The organism is Candidatus Binatia bacterium, assembly GCA_029248525.1.
Taxonomy (GTDB): Bacteria; Desulfobacterota; Binatia; order UBA12015; family UBA12015; genus UBA12015.
On the sequence record JAQWJE010000043.1, the window covers coordinates 256,207 to 278,638 of the forward strand.

The following is a 22,432-nucleotide window of genomic DNA, read 5'->3' on the forward strand; positions in this document are numbered from 1 at the left end:
GTACAGATGTTTTCGGCATGCGAGAAGCTCTTCAATCTGCGGGCTATGAAGTCCGTATTTTCGCCGACGCGGCCGACGCGGCATCGGAAGCAAAACCTGCTCGCAAGGCTTTTTCCTTTCTCCGCCGGCATCGAGGCTTGGTGATTTACCACCATGGCATTCAGTGGGAATCTGGCACAAAACTGCTCGACTTGGTGCGTGGCCCCCTGATGATCCGGGATCATAACGTCACGCCATCTCGATTCTTCGAGGGGATCAACGACGATTATTCCGAAAACACTCGCAGGGGACTTGAGCAACGACGTGCCCTGGCGAGTCGGTCCAACGTGGCGCGCTACCTGCCCTGTTCGAACTTTAGTGCTTCCGAACTGACCTCCTTCGGAGCCAATCCAGCGCTGGTCACCCCGCTCCCACCAATCCATAATATCGACCGTCTGATCAATACGGATTCTGACGGCGAAACTTTGAAGCGATGGTCCCAGAACCCAGCTGACATCCTCTTCGTCGGGCGAATTACGCCAAACAAGGGTCATCGACGATTGATCCGAATTGCCGCCATTTACCGGGAGCTTTTTGGCGAATCCTTGAGAGTGCGCTTCGTTGGCCCTATCGCGGATGAACTCAGGGCCTGGCAGCAGCTCCTCGAAGAAGACGCCGGCAAAATGGGCCTCCGCTCGCAAATCGACATCACCGGAGCCGTCAGCGTCGAGGAGCTCAAGGCAGCCTACTTGACCTCTCGGCTATTTGTTTCCTGCTCGGAACATGAAGGATTCTGCGTGCCGTTGGTGGAGGCGAGTGCCATGGGACTTCCCATTCTGATCGGCGAGCAGAGCGCGATGGTCGAAACGATGGGAGATGTTGCGATGACTTTTGGCAAAACGCAGGATGATGCGATGGCAACGATGATCCATCGCCTTCTAAAGTCGCCAGTCGATCGCGAAAACGTGCGGCGGGAACAACAATTATCGATGGAAAGACGGTTCGCTCGCAAAGTCCTCCTCGATCGATTTCTTGAAATCGTGCATCAAGTGGGCACATGAAGATCTCCATCATCCAGCAACGGTACGGAAAGAAGGTTCTGGGCGGCGCGGAAACGCTCGGAGCGTTGATCGCTCGATTGCTTGCGCCGCACCACGAGGTTGAGATCCTCACAACCACAGCCGTCGATTACGATACCTGGAAAAATGTATTCCCCCCCGGCACCACTGCCGAAGACGGTTTTCAGGTGCGCCGGTTCCCGGTCCAGCAGGGGCGTACTCCAGAATTCGATCGCCTGACCGATGTGATCCATCTCAATTGTGCGGCCGGCGAGTTCCCGCTGCTCAACACCTCGGAGCGCGACCAATTCCTTCGCCGTCTCCGCAACTTGCCGGACGGAGTGCAGGAGAAATTTATCCAGGCACAGGGACCCATCGCCCCCGGCATCGGCGAGCATTTGCGACAAAACCAACCGGACGCAGCCCTCTTCATGACCTATCTCTATCCAACGACCTACGATGGGTTGCTGGCCGTCCCCCCGGATCGGGCCAATATCGTGCCCACACTTCACGATGAAATCCCCGCCTATCTGCCGGTTTTCGGTCGCCGCATCTCTCGAGCCCGACTTTTATGTTGCACGAATTCCGAGATCGCCCTCGCGGCGCGCCTTTATCCGGATGTGCCTCTCAGGACGGAAAAGCTGGGCTTTGGTCTGGGCCTGCCGAAAGACGAAGTCCGCCCGCCGAAGTCTCCCCCCTTTCTACTCTATGCGGGTCGCATTGACGCGCATAAAGGTGTTCCCGATCTGATGAAATGGTATGCGGAGATGCGCGATTTGCACTCCGACCCACCGCGACTGGTTCTGATCGGAGGAAAAGGCCCTGAATACCAGAGACTCCCCGGCGTCGAAGTGCGCGGATTTGTTTCGGAAGAAGAAAAACTCGAACTTATGCGCACGGCATTGGCATTCGTGCACCCCTCCCCTTTCGAAAGTCTTGGCATCGTATTGCTCGAAGCCCTCGCATGTCGCACGCCCGTGATTGTCACGAAAAAATCCGAGGTGATGGTGGAGCATTGTCGCGAGAGTCAGGCTGGAGTCTGGATCGAGAACGGAGCCGAACTGGCCGCCATCACCAAGCGACTTTCTTCCGGCGACCTGCGCCGCGAGCTCGGCGATCGTGGCCGACGCTGGGTCGAGCGCGAATACAGCATCGAGAGCTACACCGGGCGCCTGCTGCAAGCCTTTCCCGTCTCAGCTCCTCCTCCAGCACCATAGCCGAGACAACGCACGGATCCGGGAACGATCGCTTCCGCAGTGGACCGCGGGGTAAATATGCTACCTTGTGATTGAAATGTCGGAGTCTTTCAAAGTAATCGCACATCGCGGGGCGTCAGCGCATGCCCCTGAAAATACGATGCCGGCTTTTACGAAAGCAGTAGAGCTGGGCACATCGGAGATCGAGCTCGATATTCGCTTTTCGGCCGACGAGGAGATCATCGTCTTCCATGACGACCGGCTGGACGCCAAAACCGCTCTTCGAGGCAGAGTTCGCGAACACCCCGCGGCCGTCCTCTTCCGCACCGAAATCGGGTCCTGGTTCGACCGACAACATCCGGAAGAAAAAAATCAATACGCGGGCACTTGTCTGATCGGACTCCGGACCGTTTTCGAGCAGATGAATGGCCACGTGCACTACCATGTCGAGCTGAAAGGCGATGACGATCTCCTCCCGCTGCGACTCCTGCAAATGATCGATGTCTTCGATTTGCGCGAACGGGTGACCGTGTCTTCTTTCTCGGTGGATCGCCTGCGCGAAGTCCAGCGACTCGCCCCCGAGATCCCGCTCTGCCTCTTGCTCTGGCGTAATATGAAAGACACTCGGAACTCTCGATATAGCTCCGAACTCGAGGGCCTATCGCACGAGCAAATCCAGCAGTTCTGGACAGACGAGGCCGCCGCAGCCGGCTTCCAGCAGATCGGGGTAAGTGCAGCCGACTTGGTGCCGCATACAATGGCCCACGCCACGGATCGCGGGCTGGACGTGAGAGGCTGGGGCGTGCACAACCAGGACGACCTGCGAAGGCTTTACGAAGTCGGCGCCGTCGGTGCGACTGTGAATTGGCCTGGCCTCGCCCTGCAGGCCATCCGGGAACGATTCGCTGATCGATCCTGAATTTGAATTCTGCGTCGCCCCTTCCGTCTGAACTTCATTCCAGTCGGAGCACCTTCGCCTTGCACCCTATGCTCGGCGAATCCTCCAAGCTGGACAAGGGGGACTATGCTGGTTCAATCGCTCGCATTTTCGGGAAACGCCAACCTGAAGAATGCGACGATGCAGCCTGGCATTCACCAAGGCAATTACCGATGCATTCTCCCGGGGATTCTCCTTGCGCTCTCGATGATTCTCCCAGGGTGTGGAAGCTCGGCTCCATCAACCTTCATCGAGGCCGAATCCGGGATCATTCTCGGAGCGGCGGCGGTCTATTCGGATGAAAATGCCAGCGGTCGGCAGGGCGTTGCCTATTTGGGCTCATCAGGAGCAGGCGTGCGGGTCGCGAATGTCCCGGAATCGACCACGGTAAATATAAGATACGCTGCGGCCCGACCCGGATCCTTATCTGTTTTCATTAATGGAGAACGGGTCGGGTCCATCGATTTTCCATCCACCGGAGCCTGGGTGGGGAGTTACGGCGTCGCATCTTTCCCATTTGCGATACCGGCCAACTCTGATTTCTCCCTCATCTTTGCCGAGGGGGATACCGCCATGAACGTGGATCGCCTGCGATTCTTTCATCTGGATCCTCCGGACGCGCCCACGCCCCTCCCCCTACCCAGCGCGACCCCGGACCCTGCCGTCGACCCTGATCCAATCGTCGACGCAACTGAGGCAATTTTCGGGATCAATGCGGACGGACAGCTTTTCCACGTCGATGAGGGCTGGAGCGCGAGCTTCCACTATCTTTGCCTCGAGAATGATTGTCGCCCCGGCGTGCGCGTGGATGGTCATTTCCTGCGTGACGTCTCTCAACTTGTCGACCTTGGAGAAACCGTCGACATTGAATTCAAGGTCGAAGTCGACGGTGGACAATGTCTGACCGGTCCGCGACGCATCACCCGTCAGGCAAGCCTGACGTCGATCGAAAGCCCATGCGCGAATGGCCTCCCCCCGCTGCCACCCGGGCCCGCGGTCACGCCATCGGCGACGCCGCCAACGCCAAGAGCGAGCCCCGAAAGAACGGCTGCGCCAACCCCGGCAGAAACACCGCCAGCGACGCCAACGGCTCCTCCTGGTGCGGACGGATCCTCTCCGGCGGGGAGCCGGACAGATGGCGCTGGCTTGATCTCTACCGATGGCGAGACAATCACGACTCGACTCGCGGAACGGTTTCGAGACCGCCACGAGAGTGACCTGAATCACGACGCCTACATCGACCAATACGCACAAGGGAGCGCCTATGAAATCATTCTCATCGATCGACCCGAAGGGTTGGAGGTTCAGGTCTATTCACCCGATGCCCCCCTGAGCATGGTCAATTTCACCTACGACCATATCCTCAATCCCGGCTTTGCCGACCCTCCTCAGTTCACCGGGGCCACATTCATGGCCAAGGGCAGCCCGGAGGGTCCGGCCAATGACGATCCGGGTTGGATGGCGAGCCGGCTTTACGCGCAGGTGGACTCGATTCGCGGGCGCTCGTGGGCCGAGATCCGACAGCGCAGGGAGATCGTCACCCTCGAGTTCACGCCCCGACGCGAACTTGGCGGCAATTTCCCTCAGTACTATTCGGACATTCTGCGCTACCGCGCCGGAGCGGGCGGAATCACTCTGGAGAGGGATACCGCCCGATACTTCTCTGCGGGACCCACGACAAATTTCGCGCATGGCACACCGGGGTTCGAACTATCCCAGCCCTTTCTCGGCATTGATCAGGCCCGCCTGCATCAATTCACCCTCGGGCGCGAAATTTTTCGCGCCAGTTTTCTGGGGGAACGCTTGCCCGGCAATGGTGGTTTCGCGGTTGGCGGCAGTCCGGATGCAGCGAGCAGCACTTGTGTCCATTGCCATTTCCAACTGGGCAAAGCCGCACCCCCCGGGCGAGCTGATCGCTTGCGCCAGGGGTTTATCAACGAGGCTGGAGACCTCCGTGTCGCGCCGTCGTTGATTGGACTCGGACTTCTCGAAGCTGTCGACGACAGCACCATCGAGGACTTCGCGCGACAGAGCGGCGGCAAAATCCCTGCGGGGCGATTTGGATGGAAGGCCAGCGAACCAACCCTGCGAGACCAGATCGAGAAAGCGTTCGTATTGGACCTCGGAGTCGAGAACCCTGACGAGAGATTTGTCGACAGGATCGAAGACTATATCCGGGGACTCGGCGTGCCGGTACGGAGACACCCGCGAGCCCAGATCGCCCAGCAGGCCAATACACGACTTCGCGTACCCGACCAATTGACCATCACTGACCCTGATGTCCTCGACGGAGAGAGGACCTTCCGGGATATTGGCTGCGCAGGCTGCCACCGCCCGGAGATGCAAACGGGCGACTTTCATCCAGTCGCTCAGTTCCGGAACATCACCATCCGGCCTTTCACCGACTTGCTCCTCTGGAATATGGGCGAGGACCTTTGTGCGGATAACGACGAGGGTTCTGCGGACCGGTGCGAGTGGCGAACCGCACCCCTTTGGGGAATCCGCCTTCAGGAATGGGTCACCGGGCATGCGACCTTCCTCCATGACGGTCGCGCCACAACTTTGGACGAATCCATCCTTCTGCATGGAGGAGATGCCGCATCCGTGCGGACCTCCTACCAAGAGCTCTCCGACACTCGCCAGAAAAATCTCCTGCTCTACCTGCTCACCCTCTAACAGGGCCCAGGCATGAGGGAATAGAAGGGCGCGCGAGATCGCCAGTGCTTGACACCTTGCATGGGGTTGATGGATGTTGGCAAACGGGATTTCTCGACCCGCGAGTAGCTATGAAAAATTCTAAAGGCAAAGAAAAAACGCGCGCCATTTGTCGGACCTGCATGATCTCCTGCGGTGTCTTCATGGAAATCGTAGATGGACGGGTCAAGAGTTTGATTGGCGACTCGGATGATCCCGCGTCGCATGGGTACTCCTGCCGCAGAGGCCGCGATATCGAGGGGCACCTATACGGCCCCAACCGAATCCTCCGCCCTCTGCAGAAAGACGCGAACGGAGAATTCCAATCCGTTTCACCGCAAACCGCCGTTTCCGGGATTGCCGAGAGACTGAGTGAAATTGTCGACAAGCACGGCCCTGCCTCTGTGGCCCTCTACTCGGGCACCTACGCGCTGGCCCCTCCGGGCGGCATGGTATCCGGTGCGTTCATGGATGCACTGGGTTCTCCGATGTCATTCAGCTGCGGCTCGATCGACCAACCCGGAAAACTCCTGGCACGCGCCCTGCACGGAAAATGGCACGCGGGCGGCACTGCATTCGCCGAGGCGGAAACATGGTTGTTCATCGGCACCAACCCGGCGGTATCGGGCCTTGGCGGCGTCCCCACGATCAATCCCAACTGGCACCTGCACCGAGCGGTAAAGCGTGGAATCAAACTGATCGTGATTGATCCCAGACGCAGCGAAACCGCACAGAAGGCTCGAGTCCACCTGCAACCGGTTCCCGGCGAGGATGCGACCATCCTGGCCGGCATGGTTCGTCTTGTGCTCGCAGAAGGGCTTGAGGACAAGGACTTCGTTGCCGAGAACGGCAAGAATCTCGAAGAACTGCGCCAGCACGTCGAACCATTTACACCTGAGTTCGTGGAGAAACGCGCTGACATTCCGGCCGATCAACTGCGCGAGGCCACGCGGATCTTCGCCAACGCCAAAACCGGTGGCGCCAGCGCCGGTACCGGGTCCAATATGTCGCCGCGGGGAACTCTGGCCGAGTATCTTCTGGCTTGCCTGATCACGCTCTGCGGCTTTCGTGCCAAGCAAGGTGACCGGGTCCCGAACCCCGGCGTGCTCGTACCCAAGGGACCGCGACGCGCCCAACCGCTGGAACCCATGCCCGTTGCCTGGGGCTTTCCGCCCGCATTGCGGGTTCGCGGGCTCTCCAACACTGCCTGCGGTTTGCCAACAGGTGCGCTTGCTGACGAGATCTTGCTCGAGGGCGACGGCCAGATCCGTGCGCTCTTCTGCCTGGGCGGCAATCCATTGACCGCCTGGCCCGATCAGATCAAGACGCGCGCCGCTCTGGAAAAACTGGACCTGCTCGTTGTGCTCGACCCGAAGATGAACCAGACGGCGCGCTACGCGGACTACGTCATCCCGCCCAAACTGGTCCCGGAGATCCCCGCGCTGAGCTACGATTTCGAAGAACTCGAGACTCATTCGCCGGGCTGGGGATATCCAGTCCCCTATGCGGCCTACCGCGAGGCTCTGGTCGCCCCCCCCGAAGGATCCGAGCTCCTCGAAGATTGGGAATTATTTTACTACCTGGCGCGAGAGATGAAGCTGCCCCTGCAAGTCTACTTCGGCCTGCTCCGAGACCCGGGCGATCCCGACGGGCGCTTTGTTTCCCTCGACATGGAAAACAAGCCGACTACAGACGATTTTTTTGACTGGCTCACCGAGGGCTCGCGTATCCCGTTGTCCGAGGTGCGCAAGCACCAGGCCGGACGTCTCTACGAAGACCCCGATGCCGTGGTTCTGCCGCGGGATCCGGATTGCACCTCGTTTCTCGAACTCGGCAACCCGATCATGATGGAACAACTCGACGAAGCTCTACAGCAGGGAGCTCTCCCGGGCGACGAAGAATTCCCGTTCCGGCTTTTGAGCCGAAGGCAGAAACATACCCTGAACTCTCTGGGTCGCGACCAAGCGGATCTGGTCCGTGAGCGCCCTCATAATCCACTGTTTATGCACCCCGCGGACATGGAGCGCATCGGCGCCGACAATGGCAAGATCGTCTCGATCTCTTCGCGCCGCGCCACCATTCACGCGGTCGTGCAGGAGTCCAACGAACTCCGCGAGGGCGTGGTCTCCATGAGCCATGCCTACGGGATCGATCTCGACCGACTGAAAGCAGGATCGGACCCCTCCGAGCCGCAGGAATACTCTATGGGCAACCATACGGGCGCACTGGCCAGTGCAGATCTGGACTATCAGGAGCCCTACACGGGAATACCGAGGATGAGTTCGATTCCTGTGCACGTCACCCTCGGAGACCTCACCTGAGACGGAGAAGACGGCAACACGAGCAAATGCGTTCGGGCTCGCCGCAAGCAAGCACAAAGGCGTGAAGAATCTTTGAGCGGCTGCTAAGGACACTGGCATGAGCCGAGATCTCGACAACAAGACTGTGGTCAAACCGGCCAACTTTGCCCACTTCGTCCTGCGAGTCACGGACCTGAAAGCATCGATTGCGTTTTACGAAAAACTTCTCGGGATGCACGTCGTCCACGAGGCCCCCTTCATCGCTTTTCTGACCTACGATGCCGAACATCACAGAGTCGCCCTCGTAGTCACACCCGTGACCGATCAGGCACCTCCAGGAGCAGCCGGACTCGACCATGTCGCCTACACGTTTTCCTCGCTGGAGGCCCTGCTCGGGAGCTACCTGCGCCTGAAAGAACTTGGCATCGTCCCGGTCTGGTCGATCAACCACGGACCGACGACGTCGCTTTACTACGCCGACCCCGATGGGAATCGGATCGAGTTGCAAGTGGACAACTTCGAAACCGAGCAACAGGCGCAGGACTTCATGTCCAGCGATGTCTTTATACAAAACCCGATCGGTGTGGAGTTTGATGCCGACAAGCTTGCCGCCCGCTTCATCGCCGGCGACCCGATCGACGAACTGCAGAAACAGGGCGCCACCGAAAACTAGTCGAGAAACTCCTTGCGGATCGCCTCGCTGTCGGCTCCAAGAGCCGCGGCACGAGGGCGGGACGGGTCGTCGCTCAGCGTGCTGATATGCATTGCATGTCCGGGGATCCGCATCCCGGTCCCCTTGATTTCCAGAACCATATTGCGCTCATGCGATTGCGCGGAATCAATCGCCTGCGGGACCGTACGCACAGGCCCCGAGGGGACGCCCGCTTCCTGCAGGCTTTTGGCCAACTCATCCCGGGGACGGTCCGCGACAGCTTTCTGGATGGCCGCCAGAATCTCGTCTCGATTCGCAATCCTGCCAACCAGTTCCTGGAAACGCTCGTCCGCGAGCCACTCTTCGTGGCCCAGGACCCCCGCCAGCCGACCGAAGGACTTCTCATCCGGCGCACAGATTGCGAGGGGACCGTCGGCTGCGTCAAAAATATCGAACGGAACAATCGTGGAGTTCCCGTTGCCCATGCGATGGGGCTCGACCCCATTGGCCAGATAATTGAAAACTTGTGTCCCGAGAATCCCGAGCAGCGAATCCAGCATCGCGACGTCGACCCGAGAGCCGACCCCCGAGGTACGGCTCTGGACCAGCGCTGCGTTGATCGCAGCAAAAGCGTTGGTGCCCGAGAGGTAGTCTGCCAGCGAGGTCCCGGTGACCACAGGCGGTCCGTCGGCAAACCCGGTCACGCTCATCAATCCGGATTCGGCCTGGATGACCACATCATAGGCCCCCTCCCAGGACTCCGGACCCGTCTGTCCGAATCCGCTGATCGAGGCGTAGACCAGAGACGGGTTCCACTCGTGAACCGTATCCCAGCCGAGTCCCCATTTCTCGAGAGTGCCGGGACGAAAATTCTCCACCAGCACGTCAGCCCGGCGCACAAGCGCTTCGATCAAAGGTCGATCCTCCGGGCTCTCGAGGTCTGCGGCCAGGCTCTGCTTGCCATGGTTGAAGGTATTGTAGAACTCCGGCTCGCCATCCACGAACGGAGGAAACGCGCGCGCACTGTCCCCGTGCGGAGGACGTTCCACCTTGATAACGCGTGCTCCCATTTCGCCCAGCAGCATGGTGCAATAAGGCCCCGAGAGCGCATGAGTGAGGTCCAGAACAAGGATTCCGTTCAGAGGTCCGGGGCGGGGTTCGTACGTCGGTGTTTCGTTCACTTGCGTCTCTTTACTGAGTTGCGTTGACTGAGGCCAATTATCGCGGAGGAATCACGCAGGCCTCCCCGGCGCAGACGTCGATCACGACGCTATCGTGCGCGAGGAAAGCCGCCTTTTGCCGACGCACATCGACGTAGTGACGAGGATCCTCGTGAGAATCTCGGCCTTCTCGAGGTGGCAAATTGACCGTGGGCGGCGTGGGTGAACCGGAATCCCAGAAAATAATCGCACTGCCCTCATAGGGATACTCCGGAATCGTCTCGATCCCCCACCCTGGTTCCACGTCGGGCAAACGCCCGTCGAGAACCATCGGCCGATGCATTTTGGCGCCCACCGTTCGCGCCTCGATTTCAGCCGACGCCGGAGCGACCTGATGGTCCCCAAAAGCCACATGCAGAAGGACCTTATGTGAGGGCGTATTCGGCAGAGGATCGTCGGTCATATGTGCTGCATACGCATTGGCCTCGCCTCGATCCCACAGAAGCTGGATAAGCAGAAGGCCGAGAGACGCCTCTAGAGGCTCATCATAAGAAGGCTCGTAGATGGCGCGGTAGGCGTCCCAATCAACGCTGCGCTGCAGCAGGAGACTGTAATTCATTCCCGTCACCCCAAGCACCCCCTTGGTGAAGTCCTGCGCGACCGCCATCAAGACGCCTCCCATGATCCCGCCCTGCGAATTGCCGTCATAATAGAGCTCGCTAGTATCAATCACGCTCTGCCCGAGTCCCTGAAATGCAGGGTCGGAACCGAAGCCGTCGGGGTGAATCAGCAAACGCCCCAGGAAGAGATACGCAAGGACACCCTGCTGTAATCGGTCCGCATGCGCATTGATGTTGGAAAGGTCCTGCAGCAGAGCAACAGCCGTCGGCACATCCTCTTCCGCCATTCCGAGCCAACGCGTCGCACAGAAGACAAAATTATGTTCATTGGCCATATCGCGCACGTTCCCGGCGGAAACCTCGCGCTCGCTCCCCAAAAGCCCGTGGCCATAAAGAGAGGGCCGCGCCGGAACCGCAGCGCCAGCTTCATCAAAGGCCGCTTGGGGCACAATGCAGCGGAATCTCGCCGTATAAGTCCCCTGGCGCACCGGCAGGCCGTCGTCACCGAACACAAATTCCCCGCCCGTCTCGCCATCCTTGGTCAGATAATGCGGAACCTCAAAAGTCCCGTTAATGCGACGCAATGTCCGGTCGTCCAACGGCTCCTCGACTTCTTCGACTGAAAATTGCGGCGCGGCGGTCCCGAGATCCCCAAATGCATCATCGCGAATATGCAACAATCGCTCGGTCATATTGCGCGAGCTGGCCACCGTAAAATCCCAAGCCAGATAGAGCCCTCCGCGCGCGACGCCGGCCTCATCAAGTGCCGCAAAGATCTCCTCGTAACGCAGACGCTGCGCTTCGACCTCGGGGATATTTGAAATCAGATCATCCCGGTAAGCACGGAACACATCACCCGCGGGAATGTCGGCACCATTTGTATCCACGGGCGTGCGGATCGCGACAATGATGCGATGACCGTAAGCCAGATTCACGGCCGGGCGCATAAAGAAAAGTCGGTCCCCATCGTTTTCGACATTCTGGTCCAATTCGCCCCAATGCGGGATCCGCTCCCCTGTGGTCGCATCCAGAAGAATCGTCGTGGCGTCCACATCGAGCGAACGCGCAAGGTCGACCAGTGGTGGAATTTGCGACGCCTCCAGATCCAGATTCGGTATATGCGTGGCTGCCGCCGCACCCGGACTCCAACCATCATTTCCGTTGATGAATTTCGTCTCGACGTAAACGCCGGCGGTATTCTGAATCATGGACTCGCGCACCAGATTCAGCCGCCGGCCGGTGTCCATCGCTTCGTCCCCGACCGTCAAGGTGTCGTTCGGAAACGGCAGCAGGCAATGTCGCTGGTCCGTATTGGCACATCGGTCCGGGTCGGCAACGACCAACTCAATCTCCACAACCGGTTCGCCACAACTCGGCCCCTCACATGGTGGTGGATCCACAGGTTCCCCTCCGGAACCGCCGGAATCCCCGCCACACGACAGAAGACCCAAACCCAAAATGACCGTACCCGCTGTTGCGAAAATCGTCCTCGAGTTAAGCATCCCCCGACCCTAGACCGGACAGGGCCGTGACTGCAAGAACTTCGCTCAGCGAGTGCTTTGCTCAACCGCAAGTTGGCGCGGGCGGGCCGCCACCACTTGGCCCCGACAAGTCAGAGCCTCCTGCGTCTGGAATCATTCATCAGCAGCAGAATGACTGGCAACACTGTTTCCACCAATCAAGCGAATCTCTCCGGGTGGCCAGGATTACGGCTCTGGCGCAAAACAGTCCGACCCCTCAGCAATCGGCTGCGTCGGAACCTGAGTCAAACCATCCAGCGAACAGATACATCAAAACCGGCATCGCAAGATTCATCGTGACAATCGTTACCGCCCCCGTCATGAGGCCTGCATTCACAAGCGCAGGTAATTCCATCATCTCCGGAAAATGCTTCCACAAATGGTGGACGCCGATGCTGATCGGGAACATGCCCAAAAACATAAGGACCGTCATCTTGAAACGCGTCGGCATCACCTCGCGGCTCGGCGTCGCGAGGTCCAGCCAATTCTGCATCCCCGGCACGATCCGCTCATCAACTTCGCCCTCGGTCGAGGACTCCATGCTGGCGCGCAGGGCGCGGGCCGCGTCCGCGGCACCCGATGCTTGCAAGGTCTTCATGTTTTCGAACTGACGCACAACGTGCACTCGCATCTGGTCTCCCGGTCGCGTGCAAAAAACGCCTGCACCCCGGTGCCCTTCCACATCCGAGGCTGCGGCGATCCATTGACAGGTCGCCGCCTCGACCTCAGCCACACAATCCGGATGACAATCGACTGTGATGATTTGTGTGACTCCCCTCTCGGAATCTACTGGAGCGTTTTTTTCATGAGCCATTCTCGGTGCCTTCCTGAAGGGAAATTTGTCGATCCGCGCGACAGGGCTTTCGACAGCAGTTGGGTGTCGGTCCGATTTATCATCCTGCCCGAGCGGGTCGGAAATAGCCTAACTTCCCTGAATTTCGGACGCTAATTCCGGGGTTCCGGACCTCCCTCAGCCGCAAGGAGCACATATTGCCCGGGCAGCGCTACCGCGATAGGCTATGCTATTCGACCGACCGGACCTGAGCGCTTATTTGCTTCGATTCGGCAGCGGAAAACCTGAAACCAACGACACGAAATCGAAAACCGGAGCCCTCCATGCCTCTCGCAACCTGCTACGCCGCCGTCCGACGCCACTTGGTCTTCATGCTCGCTATCGCCCTCGGAGCAAGTTTGTTTTCGACCCCACCGGCTTCGGCTGCTCTCGGAAAAGACGACATGAAATGTGTCGCCAAGATGACCAAGCAGGTCCGAACCGTTGCCAAGGCGCAGAACAAGGAGGCCGCCAATTGCCTCCAGAATGCGGCCAAAGGCAAGGTCGCGTCGGCCCGCGATTGCATCGACAACGACGCCAGCGGCAAACTGGGAATCCAGACGGCAAAGACAAACTTGTTTGCCGGCGCATTTTGCGGATCCCTGCCCGCCTACGGCTTTGCCGGGGCAACAGAGCTGAATACGGCCGCCATCTCGGAAGAGCTCGCGCTCGTTGACGACATTCTGGGTGATGATCTGGATGCAGCCATCGTATCGGGGGCAACGCAGATACGCGGCACCAAATGCCAGAAGAGCATCATGAAGGCCTGGGGCAAGCTTTCGCAGACAGGCATCAAGCTCTACGAGAAATGCCAAAAACTGGGCCTCAAGAGCGCGACGAACCCGATCGAGTCGGCCGCGGGTCTCGCGGCCTGCGTCGATGAACTTGCTACCGATCCGAGTGGCAAATTCGCCAAACTCGCCAGCAAAATTGACAAGGCCGTGAGCGGCGTTTGTGCAGACCAGGACTTCGGCGCGATGTTTCCCGGCGAGTGCCTGGGAAACGGCTTTAGCGACTGCGTGACCGAGCGCGTCCTTTGTCGGACTTGCCGCATGATTGGCCAATTCGGGGGCACCGAGCCTGATTGCGATGCCATCGACGACGCAGCCGCCAACGAAAGCTGCGAGAACCTCGGCGACTCCGGCCCCGATCCGGAACCGGAGACAGATGCTCTCGTGGTGCGCTTTTCGAAAACCAGCGAGTGGGTCGGCGGCTACAACGCGCGTCTGCGCGTGATCAACTACAGCGCCCCGATCACCAGCGGCTGGACATTGGAGTTCGACCTCGATGATGCGATCGACGGTACGCCTTGGGGCGGCGGCATTCTGGATTCCTATGCCGACGGCCACTATGCGTTTTCCAATAGTGGCAGCGCAACTTTCCTCCCGACCGAAACCTGGCTCGATATTCACTTCACGGCATTCTCGACAGACACCTTCGAGCCCTCCGCCTGTGAATTCAATGGCAGCGCGTGCGAGTTCGAGATGGACCTCGACAGCACCCTGCCGGATCCTGTTTTCCCGGCCGAACCTGACACCGAACCGCTTCCGGACACAGGCCTTTCCAGTTGGCTGACTCAGGCCGAATTTGACCAGATCTTCCCCTGCGCCGACGGTGCCGGATTCGCGCCGAACGGGACAAACTGCTCGATCTGCATGCGTGACATTGGGGGCGATATTCTGCCCTTCGCAGCCGACGGAAAACCCATGTACACCTACCGCGGCCTGCTCGAGGTGATGGAGTTCATCAAGGACCGGGACCTCACCGACCTTCTTGCGTTTGCCAATGTCGGCGACGGGACCCGCAACCGACAGGAGTTGGCTGCATTCTTTGCCAACGTCACGCAGGAGACCGGCACCTGGGACAGCGAGGACGGCCAGAACTGCGGGCTGACCCTCTGGGAAGAACTGGCCTGCAAGGAAACCGAGAGTACCTGCTCGGGCAACTACGGCCCCGACATGAATTGTTCGGCAAGTACGGGGTATTACGGCGAGCCCGTCGGCGAATTCTGCTGCGCGCAGACCGGCGACGCGCGGGATTGTCAGTACTGGGGCCGGGGGCCGATTCAGCTGAGCTGGAACGACAACTACAGGGATTTGGACAATCTGCTCGATTTGGACAATCACCTCCTCCAGAATCCCTACCTTCTCGCCTCATTCAATCGGGATTTTGTGCCGCCCGAGATCGTCGCCAAGCTGCCGACAGCGCGCGGCACGGCCTGGCTGAGCGGCATCTACTACTGGATGAACAGCCGCGACTTCGGTGGGGGGGCCTATATCCCGTCAGCGCATATGCTCTTCCACAATCCCGAACTTTACGGCGATTGTATCCCGGCAGGCAGCAGCGGCTTCGCCCAGACCATCAATAACGTCAACGGCAACCAGGAGTGCGGCACCAACACGAATGCAAAGATGCTCAACCGCGTCGCCCAGTACGAGCGCATCTCGCAAATCCTGGGCGTCGCCGAGGTCCCGGGCGAGCACCGCTGCGGCGCGGCGATCACCACCGAGTACCAGATGCCCTGGCAACAAGATGTCTGCCCGATCCCCGCGCCACCGAACTCGGCCTGCTACCCCAGCCCCTGCGTCCACGGCAACTGCGCCGACAACGCCGGCGTAGCGACATGTACTTGTGAGAGTGGGTGGTCGGGTGAGCTCTGCGAGGTCAGCGACTGAGTGCTCGCATCGAGACGACGATACACCTACGCTGCCTGCAGGGGGCCGCGGCCCCCGGATGACTGATGCATGGGCGCAGAGCACTGCTGGTATTGTTCTCGATCTTGATCGAGGCTTGCTCGGGTGGGGGATCCTTTTCCGAAGCCCCTCTCGAGGGGCCATTGTGCCTGCCTCCCGGAGATCGGCATACCAGCGGTGAAACCGTTCTGGTGCGAGTTTTTCCTGAAGTACAGGCAGAATCACTGATCGGCCTCGAGTGGGAACCTCAGGGGGATGGCTTTGTCTTGCTCGACCAAAGAGGCCGATTGGTTCGGTATGATAGCGAGGGGAATCAGCCCGTCGAGATCCTCGACTGGCGGGATAGGGTACTCGATCCCTGGGGGCCCGATCACGGCGAAGCCGGACTGATCGGCTTTGCGCTGCACCCGAATTGGCCAGACGATGGCCGCGTCTGGATCAGCGCGGTACTGAACCAAGGCGTACCCGAGCAATGCCCGCTCCAGATCATCGCGGAATTGCATCGCGAGTCCGAGGGGGCTGATCTGCACCTGGATCCCGAACCCTTTCGCATCCTCTTTGAACGGCGCAACAACTGCTGGCGGGCGGAAGACGGGAATGTCCATCCGGTCCATCATGGCGGTACTCTGCGATTTGACCCGGAGGACCCCGGAAGGCTGATTGTGGGCCTCGGCGAGATGAACCGCCCCGAGGAGGCTGGCCGTCCGGACTCCGCAGAAGGCACGTTCCTGGCGCTCTACGTCGATCAACCCGGCTCTTCCCCCCTTTTGGGTGTCGAGGTTCCCGCCGACGTCCTTGCCTGGGGTTTCCGGAACCCCTGGCAGTGGAGCTTCGATCGGAGCACCGGAGCCATATGGGTCGGAGACGTCGGTGGACGCCGCTTTGAAGAAATCGACCTTCTGGAAGAAGGGAGCCATCACGGCTGGCCGGTCGTCGAGGCCGCGGCGTGCAGCACCCCGCCTTGTGACCTCGACCGCTATCAACCGCCCGTGTACTGGTATGACCGCGGTGGCGGTTGTGCGGTCATCGGGGGCTTTGTCTACCGGGGAAACAAATGGCCGGACCTCGATGGCATCTATCTCTTTTCCGATTTCTGCAACGGACGGATCTCGGGACTCTTCCCGACCGCCGACGGCAACGTGCGGGAACGCCTGCTTGCCCATACCGAGCTACCGATCACCAGCTTTGCACAAGACCCAGATGGCGAGATCTATGTTCTCAGTGCGCGCGGCCCTATTTTTCGCCTCGCGAACTACCATGCCGATGAGGACCCCACGCTTCCGGACACACTTTCCGAAACCGGATGCGGACCGGACAATGGCGCAGCCATGCTGGGCTATGGAATCAATATTCCGCTCTGGTCTGACGGAGCCACCAAGCGCCGCTGGCTGAGTCTTCCGCCGGGTGCGACCATTGATATCGGAGAGCACGGAGACCTCGACTTCCCGCCGGGCACGGTCTTTGCCAAGGAATTTTCCATCTCCGGAAACCCCATCGAAACAAGGCTTCTATCCAGGCATGCCGACGGGGGATGGAACGGGCTCTCCTATGCCTGGGACGAAGACGGCCGGACCGCAGAACTCGTCGGCTCCTCGGGCGCCACGCGCGTGATCGAGGGTCTGTCCGATTCTGCCTGGCGCTTCCCCGGCCGGCAGGAATGTCTGCGCTGTCATTCCAGCAGTGCCGGCCGAACCCTCGGAGCAGAACTGGCACAATTACGACCAACCGAGGGGGGACCCGATCCGGTAGAGGAACTCATCGGCCTCGGCGCGCTGGAGCCGAACCTCGCCAGACGCCTGCGGGCCGAGGTCCAGTTTCCCCGGTGGTCCGGGGTTGAACAAAACGTCGAGGAGGAAGAGGAGGCCATCGGAGGATACCTGCATGCAAACTGCTCTTTCTGCCATGCGCCGGAAGGGATTGCGCGCACCGATATCGATCTTCGCTTCCCCAATTGGCCGGAGAATGCGGGCCTTTGCGGTGAGGACGTCGAATTCGGCGTGATCCCGGTCGAAGGGCTTCTGCGCCTGGCACCGGGAGATGCAGAACGCTCGGCCCTGTGGTGGCGGATGACCGATACCGGCGAACACCGCATGCCGCCCCTCGCGACCAGCATGGTCGACCAGCATGCGGCATCACGGCTGCAGAACTGGATCGACAAGATGGACGGCTGCCCCGAGACGACCTCGAGGCCAGCAAGCGTCAACCGTCACGCGGCGGCGCCCGCCGCAGCACTTCTGGCCGAACGAGCCTCGCATGAAGCGAGGTAGAAAACCCGCAGTTCCCGCAAGCCGGCCGCCAGTTGTTTTTTCCGATAGATCCAAAGCCTGAGGCTTGCTAGAAATGCCATACTTATGGCTACTCGCGCCTATACAAATGAAGACGGCACCGTTCGAGACGAAGTCCTCGAGAAGCAGGCATCCGCCCTCGCGGAGGCCGAACGTAAATACGGAATCGACAGCGACCATCTCGACTCCCTGATCGCGACCGTGCAGGAGGAAGGCTATGTCATTCTGCCGAACCTGCTCTCGCCCGAAGAGATCGAAACCATCCGACGGGAAACCGATCCGCTTCTCGAACATGACGGCAGGACCGAGTTCGAAGGTTATAAAACACGCCGCATCTATTCGGTGATCGAGAAAACGCTCTCGTGTAATCCGGTCGTCGAGCACCCGCTGGTGATGGCCCTGCTCGATCGGCTCTTCATGCCGAATTACCTTCTCTCCCAACTCCAGGTGATCAAGGTGATGCCGGGCGAAATTCGCCAACCGCTGCATCATGACGATGGATTCTACCCGCTGCCCCGCCCCCGAAAACCGATCGGTGCAGCCCTGATCTGGGCGCTCGACGATTTCCGCGAGGATAATGGCGCGACTCTGGTCTATCCCAAAAGCCATTTATGGGGAGATGTGCCGTCTGCCGACATCGATGTCAGCAAGATGGTTCCTGCCGTCATGCCAGCGGGATCGGCGGTCTTCTTTCTGGGGACCATGTGGCATTGCGCCGGCCCGAACAACAGCGACAAGCCAAGGCTTGCTGCCACGACGCAGTATTGCGAACCCTGGGCGCGCCAGCAGGAGAACTACTGCCTCGCCATCTCGCGGGAACGGGCAAAGCAATGCAGCCCGAAGGTCCAATCCCTTCTGGGATACAGCATGCTCTTTCCGTTCATCGGCTTTGTGAACGGCCGCGACCCCGCAAGACTCCTGCGCGATTAGATCTGGCGCTTGTGCGGCTCGACGGGAAGCAGCGCCCGCTGTCGCGAATCGACACGAACGAAATCCGAGACCAAGACACGTGGCGGTTGATCGGCCGCCGCCCACGCGGGTGGGTCCTGGGAATTAGAGCAATGCCTCAAGCTCTGGAAGCGGCCCCTGGAAGGAGTCCTCGTTATCGGTGCGGATGACGATGTTTTCCGGAGCCAGGAGGAGCACCAGCTCACCGGGGGTGGTGACCTCGGCCAAGGTCCAGCCTTCGGGGATCGTCGGCACATCCACGGTGCGGTCGGCATCGCGACCGATCCGAAAATAAAGATCACCACCGGGCGACTCCAACAGGACAAGCTGACTGCCGGCGCCAAATGTAACCTCGTGGAACTTCCGCACGCGCACCCCTCTCAGGATGCCGGAATCATCCAGGGGCACATTCGAATCGATGATCGTTGCTGCGTGGAACCAGTTAAACCCGAAGAGCTCCTCGATAACGATCTCTCCTTCTTCGCTGGCATCCGGAGAACGGAGAAATCTGCTTCTCACAGAGTCGGTTTCTGCAGAAGCACTCCCCGTGCGAGGCTGATTCTTGATCCAACCCGCGGGCACCTCGAGCGCGATAAATTCATCATAGGTAATCTCGGGGCTGATCCACGCCCGCAGCGTACCGTCAGGGCGAATCTCGATGATCTCGAAGCCCCTGGCCTCACTTGGGAGCTCTTGGCTATCCCCGCAGGAGATTGCGGCCATTGAGAGCATCAACATCGTAACAAGCGCAAATTTCAGGCTCAGCTTCATTCCGATGAGGATACGACACGCGACACTCTTGAACAACCGCCTTCATCTCCCAGGTGCAGGATTCCCAGGGTTTCCCGGCTTTCCCGGCTTTCCCGGCTTTCCACGGAGCCGCCAGCTCTGTCTCGGGCTACCCTAGGCGCAACACTTCTTATGCTTGCGACCGCTGCCGCAGGGACATGGGTCATTGCGACCCACCTTGCGGGCGCCTCGAACTACAGGCTGTTGCGGCGGACAACAGCTCGTATCCGTACAACCCGAGTCCTTCTCGACAGGCGATTCCCGACTGGTCATTGGATTGTCTTCATTCACGAGTTCTTGTCTCCAGGTTTCAACAGCCGCATCCTGCGACCGGTTACACCTAATCCGGTTAATCGAAAACACGGTCAATCGGCAACTTCAAGGCACGACCGCCGCACTTGCCCGATCGCCTAAAGAACCTTGTAGCGTGGACCTCGTTTTCTCGGAATCTTCTTGTCTGCGGGCAAACGGCAGATTCGATCCATGATGGTCACGCTGCCATCGGCGTATTCCCAAACCAGTTGGTCTCCACGCAGATAACGCCGGACCACGACCGGCCCCCACCCAAAGACATGAAAATCCAGGACACCGTCGTTCCAGACTACATCGGCTGAGGTGCGCGGGCAGTATTCGCGGTCGCCGATCGTGAACAAGACCGCCCCTTCGGTATCATTCGATGTGGAGCCGCCGGTCAGATTGGGCCCCTTGTCATGGATGATCCCGGAACTGGTCACCACCGTCCGGGCCCCGCATTGCTCGATTCGCTCGACATGGCCGATATGAGTGCCCTCGACGCCTTGCCAAAGGCCCCGGATGTCCACGGCGCCGTCAACGAGTGGCTCGCCACATTCGGCCAGAATCGGCAGCGGGAAATGTTCGTAACCACAGCCCGGTGTGTTGCCCTTGGCGATCTCCGCTGCCTTCTTCCCGCGACCATCGAGAACCGGCAGGTCGCAATAATCCAGAAGGCTGCCGTCGCCGGCAAGAGTTGCCGGATCGATTGTCAGTGGCGGCCGAGAAGAGAGGAAAATCATCCAGAAGGCACCCGCAAACAAGGCGACCAGCACCATTGGAATTCGAATCAGCCACTTCCGCATCCGATCATACCTCCCCAACCGAACTACTCGGCAAAACCCACCATCTTTGTATCGCCACGAAACGGCAAACCTTGCTCCTGGTTCGGCATAAGCGGCAGGTCGTTTTCTTGCCACAGCGGACCCCAACAACCGTGGCGCTCCAGCAGCACTCGGCCTGCGGCCTGTGCGCTGGCGGGCATTCGCTCATAATGCAAACGCAGTTCCGCGAGGCACCAGACGCGATAGCGTGAATAGCGCGCACCGCGAAATTGCGCCCCGCCCAGATTCACATCAAAGCGCTTTTTTCCCGCGCGGACAGCCGCCACATTCGCGTTGAGGTACGGCAGGTAGGTGCCCCCGATCTCGTCGAGCAGCGGGCCGAAATCCTCCGGGATCCCGTCGCGCAGCGTGCCGCGACACTCCGCGATCCGCGTTTTCCAAAGCCGCGCGACCCACTCCAGAACCGAGGGTGCGTGCCTTCGAAGGATCTCCAGAGGCAAGGGATCAAGGGCGAAATGCCGAAAGAACGGGCCGGCGAAACCGATATCTGCGAGCGTGGGGCGGTCGCCCAAAAGGAATGGGCGATCTTGAAAGATCGTCTCGAGCGCCCGCAGGAGACGATGGTAATCGGCTTCGACAGCGGCAACGCTGGCCTCATGGATCCCGTCGCCGGCGGTATAACCGGATCGCTGGCGACGTCGCAGATAACGCCATTTCAAACCCATCGGCGCCGGCACCTCGCGCAAGCAGGTCCTGGCAAGGTGCCAGGCCGCAAACCGCGAGCCCTCCTCGGAATACCATCGGTAATGCATCGCGGGGCGCCACCACCACTCGTCGGCCCAGTCTTCCAGGAAATAACATAGAAAGGCCTGCAAGGGATCCACGGGGAGAAGACCATCTTCCGGGAACTGCGCCTCGAACCATTGAATCATCTTGGTCGTATCCGTCATCCAGCGGCCATCGGCCAACTCGACGGTGGGCATCTGGGTGACACCGACCTCACGTTTGCGAATTTTCTCGTCACGCGGAAACTGCATATTACGCAATTCGTAAGGAATTCCGCGCACACGAAAGTAGTTCTCCATCTTCCCGGTGAAGTAGGAGATATCCGAGCCCGAGAGCACAACCGGCAAGAGCGCACCCTCGCGAGAATTCCCGGTCGTCAAATCCGCCACCGCGTCATTCCCGAATCCGGATAGGCCTCGAGAATCACCTCGTGACTCGCTCCGGACTGCGCTTCGGATCGCGTATCAGTTCGCACCTCATCGTCCGGCGGAGGCAGAGAGTCGGGCCGATTCACCTGTACTCACGCGGCATCATGGGACTTCTCGAAGACAAAGCCGTCATAGTCCTGAGCTGCCACGTCCGCGATGCGCTGATAATAGATCGACCCGCCAAGATACGCCGAGAAGTAGCGCGGCTTGCCCGGAATATTCGCCCCCGTCCACCAGGAATCCGTGCGCGGGAAAAGCGTGAAGCTGGCAAGAGTCGTGACCTCTTCGGCCCAGGCGTCTTCGCTGGCCGTGGAGGCCTCCACGGCACCGAGGTTCTGATCGCGCAGACGCTGCACGAGATCACCCACCCAGCCCATCTGTCGCTCGGCTCCGAGCGGCATATTGTAAAAAACGCCCGGCGAACCGGGTCCATGAATCATGAAGAGGTTCGGGAAGCCACTGATCGTCAGGCCCAGGTA

At 59.9% G+C, this 22,432-nt stretch carries 17 protein-coding genes; 9 read left to right on the forward strand and 8 right to left on the reverse strand.

Annotation, left to right across the window (positions count from 1 at the left end; genetic code table 11):
- Positions 1–17: 17 nt before the first annotated feature.
- The 6 genes from P8K07_11340 to P8K07_11365 all read left to right on the forward strand — a co-directional run bounded on the left by P8K07_11340 (position 18) and on the right by P8K07_11365 (position 8,837).
- The gene (locus P8K07_11340; GenBank protein ID MDG1959112.1) at positions 18–1,040 is read left to right on the forward strand and encodes a glycosyltransferase family 4 protein; all 1,023 of its coding nucleotides are present in this window, start codon (positions 18–20) and stop codon (positions 1,038–1,040) included.
- Positions 1,037–2,254: a glycosyltransferase family 4 protein gene (locus P8K07_11345; protein ID MDG1959113.1), complete on the forward strand. Its 1,218-nt coding sequence runs from the start codon at positions 1,037–1,039 to the stop codon at positions 2,252–2,254. The genes P8K07_11340 and P8K07_11345 overlap by 4 nt, the downstream gene beginning before the upstream one ends.
- A gap of 76 nt (positions 2,255–2,330) precedes the next feature.
- The gene (locus P8K07_11350; protein ID MDG1959114.1) at positions 2,331–3,152 is read left to right on the forward strand and encodes a glycerophosphodiester phosphodiesterase family protein; all 822 of its coding nucleotides are present in this window, start codon (positions 2,331–2,333) and stop codon (positions 3,150–3,152) included.
- Between the two features lie 105 nt (positions 3,153–3,257).
- Complete coding sequence (locus P8K07_11355; GenBank protein ID MDG1959115.1) at positions 3,258–5,846, forward strand: di-heme oxidoredictase family protein; 2,589 nt, start codon at positions 3,258–3,260, stop codon at positions 5,844–5,846.
- A gap of 110 nt (positions 5,847–5,956) precedes the next feature.
- On the forward strand, positions 5,957–8,185 hold the full coding sequence (locus P8K07_11360) for a molybdopterin-dependent oxidoreductase (protein MDG1959116.1): 2,229 nt from the start codon (positions 5,957–5,959) through the stop codon (positions 8,183–8,185).
- A gap of 97 nt (positions 8,186–8,282) precedes the next feature.
- On the forward strand, positions 8,283–8,837 hold the full coding sequence (locus P8K07_11365) for a VOC family protein (protein ID MDG1959117.1): 555 nt from the start codon (positions 8,283–8,285) through the stop codon (positions 8,835–8,837).
- On the opposite strand, the gene P8K07_11370 is transcribed toward P8K07_11365, so the two are convergent.
- From P8K07_11370 to P8K07_11380, 3 genes are all read right to left on the reverse strand, one after another.
- Positions 8,834–9,997 carry a CoA transferase gene (locus tag P8K07_11370; GenBank protein ID MDG1959118.1) on the reverse strand — a complete coding sequence of 388 codons (1,164 nt, stop codon included), beginning with the start codon at positions 9,995–9,997 and terminating at the stop codon, positions 8,834–8,836. The two genes, P8K07_11365 and P8K07_11370, sit on opposite strands and share 4 nt — an antisense overlap.
- Positions 9,998–10,034: 37 nt before the next feature.
- A complete protein-coding gene (locus P8K07_11375) occupies positions 10,035–12,098 on the reverse strand; it encodes a hypothetical protein (protein ID MDG1959119.1) in 2,064 nt (687 codons plus the stop codon).
- 235 nt (positions 12,099–12,333) lie between these two features.
- Complete coding sequence (locus P8K07_11380) at positions 12,334–12,930, reverse strand: hypothetical protein (protein ID MDG1959120.1); 597 nt, start codon at positions 12,928–12,930, stop codon at positions 12,334–12,336.
- A gap of 302 nt (positions 12,931–13,232) precedes the next feature.
- Between P8K07_11380 and P8K07_11385 the strand changes: the two genes are divergently transcribed.
- The 3 genes from P8K07_11385 to P8K07_11395 all read left to right on the forward strand — a co-directional run bounded on the left by P8K07_11385 (position 13,233) and on the right by P8K07_11395 (position 18,856).
- Positions 13,233–15,623: a glycoside hydrolase family 19 protein gene (locus P8K07_11385; GenBank protein ID MDG1959121.1), complete on the forward strand. Its 2,391-nt coding sequence runs from the start codon at positions 13,233–13,235 to the stop codon at positions 15,621–15,623.
- Between the two features lie 65 nt (positions 15,624–15,688).
- Positions 15,689–17,908: a PQQ-dependent sugar dehydrogenase gene (locus P8K07_11390; protein MDG1959122.1), complete on the forward strand. Its 2,220-nt coding sequence runs from the start codon at positions 15,689–15,691 to the stop codon at positions 17,906–17,908.
- 84 nt (positions 17,909–17,992) lie between these two features.
- Positions 17,993–18,856, forward strand: a complete 864-nt coding sequence (locus P8K07_11395) for a phytanoyl-CoA dioxygenase family protein (protein MDG1959123.1) — start codon at positions 17,993–17,995, stop codon at positions 18,854–18,856.
- A gap of 123 nt (positions 18,857–18,979) precedes the next feature.
- Here the strand turns inward: P8K07_11395 and P8K07_11400 are convergent, their stop codons facing one another.
- The 5 genes from P8K07_11400 to P8K07_11420 form a co-directional block, all read right to left on the reverse strand.
- A complete protein-coding gene (locus P8K07_11400) occupies positions 18,980–19,681 on the reverse strand; it encodes a hypothetical protein (protein ID MDG1959124.1) in 702 nt (233 codons plus the stop codon).
- Positions 19,682–19,777: 96 nt separating this feature from the next.
- A complete protein-coding gene (locus tag P8K07_11405; protein ID MDG1959125.1) occupies positions 19,778–19,936 on the reverse strand; it encodes an SEC-C metal-binding domain-containing protein in 159 nt (52 codons plus the stop codon).
- Between the two features lie 137 nt (positions 19,937–20,073).
- On the reverse strand, positions 20,074–20,760 hold the full coding sequence (locus P8K07_11410) for a hypothetical protein (protein ID MDG1959126.1): 687 nt from the start codon (positions 20,758–20,760) through the stop codon (positions 20,074–20,076).
- Positions 20,761–20,783: 23 nt separating this feature from the next.
- Positions 20,784–21,914 (reverse strand): glutathione S-transferase family protein, encoded by a 1,131-nt coding sequence (locus P8K07_11415; protein ID MDG1959127.1) that lies wholly within the window; start codon positions 21,912–21,914, stop codon positions 20,784–20,786.
- Between the two features lie 131 nt (positions 21,915–22,045).
- Positions 22,046–22,432: cyclohexanone monooxygenase (locus tag P8K07_11420; GenBank protein MDG1959128.1), on the reverse strand; the 387-nt coding region annotated here is incomplete at its 5' end.